The sequence below is a fragment of the uncultured Agrobacterium sp. genome (genome assembly GCF_913777885.1).
Lineage (GTDB): Bacteria > Pseudomonadota > Alphaproteobacteria > Rhizobiales > Rhizobiaceae > Agrobacterium.
Genome location: NZ_CAJYTV010000015.1, coordinates 71,879 through 83,912, shown reverse-complemented (window position 1 = coordinate 83,912; position 12,034 = coordinate 71,879). Strand labels below are relative to the sequence as shown.

Here is a 12,034-nt window from a genome sequence, read left to right as displayed (position 1 = left end):
GCGCACGCACAGAAAAACCCGCCCTGCGGGTGGTAGTTCTCAGATGTTGGGCGGTCGGTTCAGGCTTGGGGATTGGCCGGTCGCATCGGTGTCGTCGACAAAGCCATGGAGCGAAACCACGCGCGGTCGGTCGACCAATGATCCAGAACACGTGATCGCCGCGACGCCGCAAAAGTCCTGGCAACAGTTCTTGCTGTTAGCCTTTCCGGCATGCTCCTGCGCGCCGTCGTGATCTCCGCCGTGGACGACCTCGGCCGTTTGTTCCATGTGGTGAGACGAGTGGTCGTCTTGGGGTTGAGCGACGGCGACCGTGGTCGCCGCGGGATGCATCGCGGCATTCACTGCGGAAAAGCTGTACCCTGCCAGTGAAACTATCATCACCAGTCTGAAAAAGAGTCTTGCCGCCGTAGATGTGATTCGATACATCCTACCCATCCAACCACTTCAATTATACTGCAGACGTGCTGTCAATCTCGTTACGTCGCACCACATGAAAATTCCCCTTTTTGCGCGGGACGCGAGACAGTCCCGATCACCATGCAAGAGCGGTCGTGCAGATCAGCGACGACGCGCCCGTAGGGTTTCGGCGACAGGATTCGAGATGCTCACTGTGCCAAATTTGCCATTGGTTCGCTTGACACGGCCGTCCTGCATAACCTCGAAGGTGACCGAGGGGTCGGACCGCGAGGACGCCGTGTCTCCGGGCTGTGCGTGGCCTTGTGTGATCCGGTCGACCGCATTCGCGTTCGCCGAAAGGGTTCCGGTCGCGGACGCTTGCGTCGCGACGATTGATGATATGATCATGGTGAGGGCGATCATCGACTTCATTGGAGTTTCCTCGTTCTTGTCGCTGCCGACTGCAGCAAGGGAATAGTATTACCGTGTTTTGACAGGGTCTTTGCTGCACCCTTACATTTTTGTAAGACTTGGGCGGGTTTAGCCCCAAGGAGTGACCCGCTCGGTCATTCGGGCTCGTAGCCCGTCGCATCCCGCCGACAGGCTACGTCGATAGTCGCCTTTCGCCCGTCAATTTTGACGTCGGGCACAATCTGCCATCCGCTTTTGCTTTCGGCGGGATCCACTCGATCCAGTAGCGCTTTTGACACGACAAGCTCGCACTTGAATACCTTGGCGAGGCTTTGGAGCCGCTGTGCGACGTTGACCGCATCGCCAAGGACCGTGAATTCGTCGTGGTTCCTACTTCCAAGAATTCCGCCAATCACGACTCCATGGTGAACCCCGACGCTTGCTACAAGCGATGGAAGCCCCGCATCTTCGTTGGCTCGCGTCCAAATTCGGAGCTGCTGCACTAACCGGTCGGCGCATGCGAGCGCGCGAGCGGCGTCGTCCGCGTAGGGTCTTGGCTGGCCGAACACCGCCATTACGCCGTCACCCATGAACTTGTCGATCGCACCTCCGTGCTCGAACACGCATGAGGCCACGATCCCGCGATACTCCACCAGCATTTCCGCGAGTTCAGTCGGCGGCGCGTCCTCCGCGTAGCTTGTGAACCCTCTAATGTCGATGAACATGATGGCGGCGTTGCGGCGCTTTAGGCCCAGCGTTGAGGCGGCGTCCTGAAGATCATGGACGACGGCAGGCGAGAAGAAGCGCGACAGATTTCTCCTGCGCATCTCGACCTTGGCCGCGAGCCTACGAGTCCGCTCATACTCGGACGCTGATAGGAAGGCTGCGGCTGCGGTGAACGCAAACCCGGCCAAAAGCAGAAGATCCCTTGTGAAAAACGTTTCGAGGAAGACGCCCGCATGAAACGCGCTGTGCCGAATGGCCGTCGCCGCCAGCATCATTATCCAGGCCGCGACGACGATCGAAGAGAAAACGGCGACAGACCTCGAATCCCGAGAGAGCGCGGCATGGCTGAGCAAGACAAATGCGGTGATCAGACCCGTAGTCGTAAGGCCGTGGTCTTCCGAAATCGGTCCCGACACTATCTGCATGTAGAGAAGCACCGATACCAGCGATGCGTCCAAAACGGACACCAGAAGCCTAGGTGAGTATACCCGGCTTGCCCACGAGAGCGGGATTGCCGAGCAGATTGTCGAAGCCACGAAATACGCGGCGGCGAGAGGCCCAACAAACGGAGCGTGCCTCCCGGACTCAGCGACGATCATGACCAAGAGGACGCCGCCGCCGCTTTTGAAAACCGGGCCGATTATGCGGGTTGCGGCGCGGCGTCCGGCGCCACACCGCTCCAAGTGTGAAGCGTTGGCCTCATCTGATGCCGGAATTGGGAGTTCGTGCGGTCGGAAAGGCGGGCGGATGATAGTCAAACAGGGCTTCCTTCGTAGCGCCAAAGGGACCTGCCAACATAAGGCCCTCGACAGTTGATCCTGCGCTATGACCGTCTCACTTCTCTCTACGGTTTCACGTTTCTTACAAATTTGTAACTTTCAGGCCAAATATGTGCCTCACCAAAGGGGCACGTGGTGCAAACTTCGAAACTCGGTGGCAGAATGGGCCGCTGAAAATACGTTTGGTCCGGGAACCTATGAAGATACTGCTGCTGGAAGACGACGAACAAACCGGAGGATACATCGTTAGGGGGCTTAGCGCGGCCGGCCATGTAGTTGACTGGGTAAGGGACGGAAGAGAGGGGCTAGCAGCTGCGCTCGATTCTACCTATGATGTCCTTATCCTTGACAGGATGGTTCCAGGCCTTGACGGTCTTTCCTTGGTAAAGGCAGCGCGCTCGGCATCCGTCCGGACGCCGGCGCTTTTTCTGACGGCGATGAGCGGTGTGGACGACAGGGTGGAGGGCTTGGAAGCCGGTGGCGACGACTATCTCGTCAAACCCTTCGCGTTTTCCGAGTTGACCGCCAGAATCAACGCTTTGACGCGCAGGCCTCCGATGTCGGAAGAGAAGACCAAGCTACGTGTGGCGGACTTGGAAGTCGATCTTATAAGACGTCTTGCCTTCCGGTCCGGCGAACCGATCGAGCTTTTACCCCGCGAATTTCTTCTCCTCGAGCTCTTCATGAGAAACGAAGGAAGGGTACTCACCAAGACAATGCTGCTCGAGAGAATATGGAACTTCAACTTCGACCCGCAGAGCTCAGTGGTGGAGACGCATATAAGCAGGCTACGCTCAAAGATCGACAAGCCGTTCGACGTCCCGCTTCTACACACCGTTCGCAACATAGGCTATTCGCTTCATGCCCGGAGGTAGCTTCTTCAAGAGCACGGCGGTACGGCTTGCTGTTATCTACAGCTCTCTCTTCATAATCTTCTATCTAGGCGCGAACGTTGTCGCCTACCAGATGGTGCTCGGCTATCTGGACGACCGTCTCGACGCGGCGGTCATGGAGCGTTACCGGGAGATCGAATCCATCTACCGTCTCCGGGGTCTCCCCGGCGCCGTCGAGATGATCAACAGCCACGGCCCCGCCATCCGCGGGCAGGAAACGATCTACACGCTGCGGGACGCTTTGGGGAGAAAGGTCGCAGGCAACGTTGACATCGGCCAAGTGCCGACCGGGTTTTCGAGCGTGGCTTCGGACGACTCGAACAATTATAAGCTCTACCGGAGCAGCCTTTCCGAAAACGACCTCGTTGTGGGCGTGAGCGAGGGGGACACCTATCAGCTAGCGAGAATCGTGCTGTTCAGTTTCGGGTGGACAACTGCCGTCGTTTGCGCAATTAGCCTCGCAGGTGCGGCGGTCCTTCGCTACAGGGCAAGAAAAAGGATATTTGCGCTTTCGCAAACGGCCCATGCGGTCGGCCACGGCGAACTTTCGAAGCGCCTGGAGGTATCGCCCAAGATGGACGAGATCGACGTGCTTTGTAGCGAGCTGAATGTCGCACTCGGCAGACTAGAGGCGAGCGTGGGTGCTCTCCGGCAGGTCACGACCGATATAGCCCATGATCTCAAGACGCCAGTAGCCCGTGCGTTCCTAGCCCTCGACGAGGCGCTGGCCCGCGAGAACTCCGACGAAGTAAGGGCGGCCGCAGAGGCCGCGCTCACGCAACTTTCGACGCTCGCTGAAACGTTTGACGCGCTCCTGCGAATCGCGCAGATCGAGTCCAAGAGCCGTACTGCTAACTTCATGGGCGTTGATATTGGCGAGCTTGCACGGGAGATGCTCGAAACGTTTGAGGTTATCGCTGCTGAGGAGAACCATGTTATCAAAAGCCAAGTAACTTTGGACCGATGTGTGGTGCGGGGCGATGCCGGCCTTTTGAGGCAAATGCTAGCGAACCTGCTCGTCAACGCGATCCGTCACACGCCCGAGGGAAGCACCATAGTTACCCAGGTGTCGCGTCACGATAACGCTGTGACTATCGTCATCGCCGACGACGGTCCGGGGATACCTCCCAATGAGAGGACAAAAGTTTTTGAGCGATTTTATCGTCTCGACAAAAGCAGGACTACAGAGGGATCCGGTCTGGGCCTTAGCATGGTCAAAGCTATCTGCGAACTGCATGATGCTCAACTATTGCTTTCAGATGCTTCGCCCGGAGCTAGGTTCTCGATCAGTCTCCCCATGGCGTGAAACCTGCGAGTTCATCTTGGACGAAAGACAATCTTCAAGGTCTGTCCAACATGGACAACAATTGCGGGATATTGGGAGGTGCGGAACTTTTGGTTCCTCACCTAGTTTGCATCGAGAATAGGGAGAAGCCCATGATGTTTGCTAGCAGACTGCCGTTTATCGTAGGCATGCTCGGCTTACTTGTGAGCATCTGGATGCCGGTCACTGCCCATGGCGGAGCTACCAAATTCGGTTGCATGACAGAATCCATAACCGAGATCTCGCACAGCGACACCTCAAACATTGCGTTGGATTGCTGCGTATCGATGCATTGCTGCCTCATGACATCACCATGTCAAGTATATCCTCTCCGCGGCAAGGCATCGTTCCATCCTCATCCTGCGCACGCCGCGGGCCTCGAACTTCTTCTTATAAGGACAATTGACCCCCCTCCAAGATACTCCGAACCGCCTGATTTCAACACAAGCGACAGGAGTTCGAGATGAACCACATCCTCAAGATGAAAATTGCAAACGCCCTCTTTATAGGAGCTTTTTTCTCCACTATGCCCATGGCAAACGCACAAACGGCGTTTCCCGACATGTGCAAATCTGAAATGGCTTCAACTAGTAACATGTCCATGCAGAATCACAACGTGCAGATGGCTGACATGACCGACTATCAAAAGGAGTCGATGGACGGCATGAAGGCCATGAGCATGAACATGATGCAGGGCATGATGAAAAAGGACCCGGACGTGGCCTTCGCCTGCGGCATGATCGCCCACCACATGGGCGCGATCAGCATGGCTCAGGTCGAGCTTAAATATGGCGACAACGCTGACAATAAGGCCAGAGCCCAGAAGATCATCGACGACCAGACCAAGGAGATCAAGGAACTGACCGCCTGGGTTGAGAAGGAGGCAAAGTGATGCACCACATGTCTTCGCAGATGAAGGAATGCATTGACAACTGCCTCGCCTGCTACAGCGAGTGCCTGTCGATGGCGATGGGACACTGCCTGGATATGGGCGGCAAGCACACTGAGCCGTCCCACTTCAAGCTGATGATGGCCTGCGCCGAGATGTGCCGGACGTCGGCCCATTTCATGCTGATCGGCACCGAGCACCATAGGCACACGTGCAGGGAATGCGCCGAGATCTGCCGCCAGTGCGCCGACGACTGCGAGCGCGTCGGCGACATGCAGGCTTGCGTCGACGCGTGCCGGAAGTGCGCGGATAGCTGCGAGCAGATGGCGGCCTGACAACAGCCGGGAGGGTGTGCCTCATCCTCCCGGCATCATTCCAAGCCTCGTCGCGACCGTCGCGGAAGGGCGAGTACCGAGGTCGCTGTCGCGACCGGATGGCGCACGGCGCTCCGGCGTCTTCACAACGGCCTGCCTGTCGTGCAAGAATGAAATCATGAAGCCGGTCATGGTCATCCAACGCATTCTCTGCGCGTTCGCCATGCTTGCCGTCCTGATGGGGCCGGCGAGCGTGACCGCGGCCGCGGCCGCCATGGCTTCATGGGGCTCGATGACCGGCATGACGATGGACATGGCGGACCAGTCTCCGGACGAGGAAGCTATGGCGGACATGCCCTGCTGTCCGGAAGAGAAGAAGCCTGCGGTCCCCGACTGCATGAAGTCCTGCCCCCTTGCGCTGGTATGCTCCACGGTGATCGTCGGCAACCTGTCCGCTGCTGCGAGCCTGCCCGTCGTCCTCCCGCTGCCGATGTGTTTTCCGCGCCTTGCGGGAGTTGAATTCGCTTCGGCGCTGGTCGAGCCACCTCCAAGACCTCCGCGCGCCTAATTCACACTCGTTCGCTGCGTCTGGCCGTCCCGCTTTCAGGAACGGTCCGGCGCGTCCGTATCCTGCGCACATCTGCGCATTCTGAGATGTGAATCATGAAGAACAGAAACATACCCGTGCGGGCGGCTGCCGCCGCGCTCGCATTCCTTGCCGTATCCGCGAGCGCCGCCGTGGCAGGGGCCGGCGACTACGAATTCCAGCCGGTCGCCTCCGAGGTGAAGCACGGTCCGCAGGCCGAAGTGGCCGTCAGGCTGGTCGACAAGCGGTCCGGAAAACCAGTGCCTGGCGCGGTCATCTTCACCACCCGGATGGACATGGCGCCCGATGGCATGGAGATGATGACCACCTCAGTAGAGAACCTCCCCGCCACCGAGCCGGGCGTCTACCGTTTCCGCACCAACCTGTCGATGGCGGGCGGCTGGCGCTTCAAGGTGGCTGCGAAGGTGCAGGGCGAACCCGAGACCGTGCAGGGCGAAGTCGTTCTGAAGGCCCTCCCGTGAAGACCGCCGCTTTGCTCCTGTCCGCATGCTCCCTCGCCATCGGTGGCGGGGGAGGATACCTGGTCGGCGCCGGCCGGGTCGCCGTCCCCGACGTCGCCGCCCTCAGGCTTCTGACGGCGGAAGAGCCGGCAGTCGCAGAAGATGCCCGGCCACCAGGAACCGGCTCCGTCATCTACTATCGGCATCCCGATGGCGACCCCGCATGGTCTGCGGGGTCTGCGAAGACGCCGGACGGAAGGGATTATCTTCCGGTGCGGGCCAGCGAGGACGTCAACCTCGCCGACAAGCCCGAAGGCGCGAAGCCGGGCGAAAAGGCGGAAGGCGAGCAGCCGGATGTGAACGTCGCCGAGACCGGATCGGCAGGCGCATCCGCGTCTGGGCGGAAGATCCTGTACTACCGTAACCCCATGGGTCTTCCAGACACCTCGAAGGTGCCGAAGAAGGATTCGATGGGAATGGACTACGTTCCGGTCTACGAGGGCGAGGCCGAAGGCGGGTCCACCGTCCGGGTTCCACTCGGAAAGCTGCAGCGGACCGGCGTCAGGACCGCGGACGTCACGATGGAGAGCCTGCCGACGACGCTGCGCGTCCCTGGCGTCGTCATACTCGACGATCGACGGATCCACACCGTCAGCATGCGCTCGGACTCGTTCGTCGAGGACGTCGCCCCGGTTACGGCGGGCAGCCGCGTGAAGGCCGGCGAAACCCTCTTCAGGTTCTACTCGAAGGACGTCGCGACGGCCGCTTCCGAGTACGCCAACGTCGTGTCCGGAGGCGGCGACACCGCCGGAAGCGCCCTGAGGCTTCGCAACCTCGGAATGTCCGACCGCATGGTCGAGGCCATCCGCAGGGACCGGAAGGTTCCGTCCAGCATCTCGTTCGACGCCCCAGTGGACGGGATCGTCGTCGAGCGTTCGACCACGCCGGGCAGCATGGCCGAGCCCGGCGACGTCCTGTTCAGGATCGCCGACATCCGCGAAGTCTGGATGGTGGCGGACGTTCCGGAAAGTCAGCTCGCCGCCGTCGCGGTCGGAGCCGAAGCTACGGTGGCGGTCGGCGCCCGGCCCGGCGCGACGGTCCGCGGCGTGGTCGAGCTGGTGGAGCCCGAGATCCGCGAGCAGACGAGGACCGCCAGGGTGCGGATCCGGCTGCCCAATCCGGACGGCGGGCTTCTTCCCAACATGTTCGGCAACGTCGAGATAGCGACCGGCCGGCCGGATCCGGTCATCTCCGTGCCGAACGACGCGATCGTCGACACGGGAAGCAGGCGCGTCGTCTTCATCGACAAGGGCGAGGGGAGGTTCGAACCGCGCGACGTCGAGGTGGGCGTCCGTGCGGCCCAAAGGACGGAGGTGACTTCCGGACTGGCGGCAGGAGAACGCGTGGTCGTCGCCGCCAACTTCCTCCTCGACGCCGAAAGCAATCTGAACTCCGCGCTGAACGCGCTCGCCGCGGAGGATGCGCAGCCATGATCTCACGACTGATATCTTGGTCGGCGCGCAACCTGCTTCTTGTCTTCGTCGGCGCGTTTCTCGCGGCGGCCGGCGGCGTCCACGCGCTGCGGACGCTCCCGCTCGACGCCATCCCCGACCTCTCCGACGTGCAGGTCATCGTCTATACCGACTATCCCGGTCAGGCGCCCCAGGTCGTCGAGGACCAGGTCACCTATCCGCTGACGAGCTCGATGCTGACGGTCCCGAAATCCAGGGTCGTCCGGGGCTTCTCATTCTTCGGCGTGTCGTTCGTCTACGTGATCTTCGAGGACGGCACCGATCCGTACTGGGCGAGAAGCCGCGTGCTCGAATTCCTGAACGCCGCCGCAAGCCGCCTGCCCGAAGGCGTCGTCCCGACGCTCGGCCCCGACGCCACGGGCGTGGGATGGGTCTACCAGTACGCGGTGATCGCCAAGGAGATGTCCCTTGCAGAACTCCGTTCGCTGCAGGACTGGGTCGTCAAGTTCGCGCTGTCGCGGTCCGAAGGCGTGGCGGAGGTCGCGAGCGTCGGCGGGTTCGTGAAGCAGTATTCCGTCGTGGTGGACCCCGTCAGGCTGAAGGCGCAGGGCGTCGGGCTGGGCGAAGTAGCGTCGGCGGTGAAGGCCAGCAACCGCGACGTCGGAGGCCGCACGGTCGAGCTCTCCGAGTTCGAATACATGGTGCGCGGACGCGGCTACCTCCATGGCGTGGCGGACATCGAAAACGTCGTGCTGAGGTCCGAAAAGGGCGTGCCGCTGCGGCTGGCGGACGTGGCCAGGGTCGAACTCGTGCCCGACGAGCGCCGCGGCATCACCGAGCTGAATGGAGAAGGCGAGGTCGCCGGGGGCATCGTGCTGCAGCGCTACGGATCGAACGCGCTCACGGTCATCGAAAACACGAAGCGCAACATCGACGCCCTGAAGGCCAGCCTTCCGGCAGGCGCCGAGATCGTCCCCGTCTACGACCGCTCGCGGCTGATTGAGGCGGCCATCGAGACGCTCAAGGGGACGCTTCTCGAAGAGTCGGTCGTCGTCGCGATCGTGACCGTCGTCTTCCTCATGCATGTCAGGAGCGCCCTCGTGGCGATCGTCATGCTTCCGGTCGGCATCCTGATGGCCTTCGCGGCGATGCGCATGCTCGGTATCGGAGCAAACATCATGAGCCTGGGCGGGATCGCCATCGCCATCGGCGCGATGATCGACGCCGCCATCGTGATGATCGAGAACGCCCACAAGCATCTCGAACGGTCGCCTCCCGACAAGCCGCGCCTCGACGTCCTTGTCGAGGCAGCGTCCGAAGTCGGCCCGGCGCTGTTTTTCAGCCTCCTGATCATCACCGTGTCCTTCCTGCCGATCTTCACGCTCGAGTCCCAGGAAGGTCGTCTGTTCGGCCCCCTGGCGTTCACCAAGACGTTCGCGATGGCGGCCGCGGCGATCCTCTCGGTCAGCCTCGTGCCGGCGCTCATGGTCGTCTTCGTGCGGGGAAGGATCATCCCCGAGCACAGGAACCCCGTGAACCGGATGCTGATCTGGGTCTACCGCCCGGTGATTGCAGGCGTCCTCAGGGCGAGGGCGCTGACGATCGTCGTCGCGCTCGCCGCCCTGGCGGTCACCGTATGGCCGGCCCGGCAGCTCGGCAGCGAGTTCATGCCCGCGCTCGACGAGGGCACGCTGATGTACATGCCAACAACGTTGCCCGGCCTTTCGGTCACCAAGGCCGCCGAGCTCATGCAGACGCAGGACCGCATCATCAAGTCGTTCCCTGAGGTCGAAACCGTGTTCGGGAAGGCGGGACGGGCGCTGACGGCGACCGATCCCGCGCCGACCGAGATGTTCGAGACCATCATCACCCTGAAGCCGAAGGACCAGTGGCGGCCGGGCGTGACGGTCGAAACGCTCAGGCAGGAGATGGACGCCGCGCTCCAGTTTCCCGGCGTCTCCAATGCCTGGACGATGCCGATCCGGGCGCGCATAGACATGCTGTCGACCGGGATTCGCACCCCGGTCGGGGTCAAGGTGTTCGGAACGGATCTTGGCGAGATGGAGAAAGTCGCCCGCCGCGTCGAGACCGTCCTAAGGACGGTGCCGGGAACGTCCTCGGCCTACGCGGAGCGCGTCATCGGCGGCTACTACCTCGACATCGTCCCCGACCGGGCGGCGCTCGCGCGCTACGGACTGACCGTCGACAGCGTCCAGGACGTCGTCGGCATGGCGCTCGGCTCCGAAACCCTGACGACCACGGTCGAAGGCCGCGAGCGGTACTCGGTCGCCGTCCGATATCCGCGCGACTACCGCAGCGACCCGCAGGCCATCGGCCGCGACGTTCTCGTCGGCCTGCCGGGCGGAGGCACGGTCCCGCTAGGAGACGTCGCCACGATCGAGCTCACAAGAGGGGCGACCTCGATCAGGACCGAGAACGGGCAACTCGCCATCTACGTCTTCGTCGACATCGCAGGCCGCGACCTGGGCGGCTACGTGGCGGAGGCGAAGGCTGCGGTCGAAGGCGAGGTCCGTCTGCCTCCGGGCTACTCGCTGGGCTGGAGCGGCCAATTCGAGTACCTGGAGCGGGCGAAGGCGAGGCTGGCCCTCGTCGTGCCGCTGACACTGGCCCTCATCTTTCTGCTGCTCTACCTCAACTTCCGGCGGCTGACGGAGACCCTGATCGTGATGCTCTCGCTGCCGTTCGCCCTGGTCGGCGGCATCTGGCTGATGTGGTGGCTGGGCTTCAACATGTCCGTCGCAGTTGCGGTGGGCTTCATAGCGCTCGCGGGCGTCGCGGCCGAAACGGGGGTGATAATGCTCATCTATCTGGATCACGCGCTGGCGGAGGAGCGCGAGCGATGCGCCGCCCAAGGGCGGAACCTAACGCGGGCCGATCTGCACCGGGCGATCGTCGTCGGGGCCGTCGAGCGCGTGCGCCCGAAGATGATGACGGTCGTCGCCATCATGGCCGGCCTGATTCCCATCCTCTGGAGCACGGGGACGGGATCGGAGATCATGCAGAGGATCGCCGTTCCGATGATCGGAGGCATGATGTCGTCCACGGTGCTGACGCTCGTCGTCATCCCGGCCGTCTACGCTCTCGCGAAGGGATGGCGACTCGTCCCCGCGACCGAAAGCCCGACCACCAGGGAGGCGTCTCTTGAAACGGCTGGCTGACGACTGCCTGACCGCCGGCCTCGTCCTCGCGCTCGCCGGCGCGGTCACAGCCGCCCCCGCCTGGGAGCGGCAGGCCGACATGAAGTCGATGGCCGGCTCCGCGAGGATCGTCGGCGAGCTGTTCGAGGGAAGGAGGCCGTACTCGCAGGCGGAGTTCAAGGAGGCGGCCGAAAACATCCGGACCCATGCGGGGCGCCGCCTGGTCGAAGATTTCGGCGGCGGGCAGCAGTCGGATTCGAAAGCCGATGCGGACATGATTTCGTCGTCAGCCGAGGAATTCGGCAGGCTCGCCGACGACCTTGAAGCCTATGCGGCGGCGCTTTCCGCCGCGGCGGACCGGAATCCCGACCGGCTTGGTCCGGACACGAGGATGCGCGGAACGCTGCTCGGAAGCCCCTTCGCTCCGAAGGCAGAAGCGTCGCGCGATGCTGCCGGCGTGCCCGCCGAGCATGCCTACCACCTCATGCTCCAGACGTGCACGAGCTGCCACGCGAAGTTTCGGCGGCCGTAGGCCCGCCCCACGCCATGTCGGCTACGAACATTGTGGCCGCCAGCGCGCAGCCTGCGGCGAGCCATGCGGTGACGCGCGTCCGGCACGGCGGCG

Annotated in this window: 12 protein-coding genes; 9 read left to right on the top strand and 3 right to left on the bottom strand. The window is 62.3% G+C overall.

The annotated features are described in order from the left end of the window. Nucleotides 1-39 precede the first annotated feature (39 nt). From QZ869_RS13425 to QZ869_RS13415, 3 genes are all read right to left on the bottom strand, one after another. Nucleotides 40-426: a hypothetical protein gene (locus tag QZ869_RS13425; RefSeq protein WP_296105406.1), complete on the bottom strand. Its 387-nt coding sequence runs from the start codon at nucleotides 424-426 to the stop codon at nucleotides 40-42. A gap of 132 nt (nucleotides 427-558) precedes the next feature. Next, the gene (locus tag QZ869_RS13420; protein ID WP_153312729.1) at nucleotides 559-828 is read right to left on the bottom strand and encodes a hypothetical protein; all 270 of its coding nucleotides are present in this window, start codon (nucleotides 826-828) and stop codon (nucleotides 559-561) included. Nucleotides 829-962: 134 nt separating this feature from the next. Further along, nucleotides 963-2,291 (bottom strand): adenylate/guanylate cyclase domain-containing protein, encoded by a 1,329-nt coding sequence (locus QZ869_RS13415; protein ID WP_296105403.1) that lies wholly within the window; start codon nucleotides 2,289-2,291, stop codon nucleotides 963-965. A gap of 218 nt (nucleotides 2,292-2,509) precedes the next feature. On the opposite strand from QZ869_RS13415, the gene QZ869_RS13410 reads away from it, so the two are divergent. From QZ869_RS13410 to QZ869_RS13370, 9 genes are all read left to right on the top strand, one after another. Next, on the top strand, nucleotides 2,510-3,187 hold the full coding sequence (locus QZ869_RS13410) for a winged helix-turn-helix domain-containing protein (protein WP_062428059.1): 678 nt from the start codon (nucleotides 2,510-2,512) through the stop codon (nucleotides 3,185-3,187). Then, nucleotides 3,174-4,511 carry an ATP-binding protein gene (locus QZ869_RS13405; RefSeq protein ID WP_062428060.1) on the top strand — a complete coding sequence of 446 codons (1,338 nt, stop codon included), beginning with the start codon at nucleotides 3,174-3,176 and terminating at the stop codon, nucleotides 4,509-4,511. Before QZ869_RS13410 ends, QZ869_RS13405 begins: the two co-directional genes overlap by 14 nt. 481 nt (nucleotides 4,512-4,992) lie before the next feature. Then, a complete protein-coding gene (locus QZ869_RS13400; protein WP_062428062.1) occupies nucleotides 4,993-5,421 on the top strand; it encodes a DUF305 domain-containing protein in 429 nt (142 codons plus the stop codon). Beyond that, nucleotides 5,421-5,753, top strand: coding sequence for a four-helix bundle copper-binding protein (locus QZ869_RS13395; RefSeq protein ID WP_062428063.1), 333 nt, complete (start codon nucleotides 5,421-5,423; stop codon nucleotides 5,751-5,753). Before QZ869_RS13400 ends, QZ869_RS13395 begins: the two co-directional genes overlap by 1 nt. Before the next feature lie 16 nt (nucleotides 5,754-5,769). Further along, nucleotides 5,770-6,300 carry a hypothetical protein gene (locus QZ869_RS13390; RefSeq protein WP_296105399.1) on the top strand — a complete coding sequence of 177 codons (531 nt, stop codon included), beginning with the start codon at nucleotides 5,770-5,772 and terminating at the stop codon, nucleotides 6,298-6,300. A gap of 95 nt (nucleotides 6,301-6,395) precedes the next feature. Then, nucleotides 6,396-6,800, top strand: a complete 405-nt coding sequence (locus QZ869_RS13385; RefSeq protein WP_153312733.1) for a FixH family protein — start codon at nucleotides 6,396-6,398, stop codon at nucleotides 6,798-6,800. Beyond that, nucleotides 6,797-8,272, top strand: coding sequence for an efflux RND transporter periplasmic adaptor subunit (locus QZ869_RS13380; protein ID WP_296105397.1), 1,476 nt, complete (start codon nucleotides 6,797-6,799; stop codon nucleotides 8,270-8,272). The genes QZ869_RS13385 and QZ869_RS13380 overlap by 4 nt, the downstream gene beginning before the upstream one ends. After that, a complete protein-coding gene (locus QZ869_RS13375) occupies nucleotides 8,269-11,430 on the top strand; it encodes a CusA/CzcA family heavy metal efflux RND transporter (protein WP_296105396.1) in 3,162 nt (1,053 codons plus the stop codon). Before QZ869_RS13380 ends, QZ869_RS13375 begins: the two co-directional genes overlap by 4 nt. Beyond that, nucleotides 11,414-11,941, top strand: a complete 528-nt coding sequence (locus QZ869_RS13370) for a cytochrome c (protein ID WP_236769785.1) — start codon at nucleotides 11,414-11,416, stop codon at nucleotides 11,939-11,941. The genes QZ869_RS13375 and QZ869_RS13370 overlap by 17 nt, the downstream gene beginning before the upstream one ends. Nucleotides 11,942-12,034: the final 93 nt, after the last annotated feature.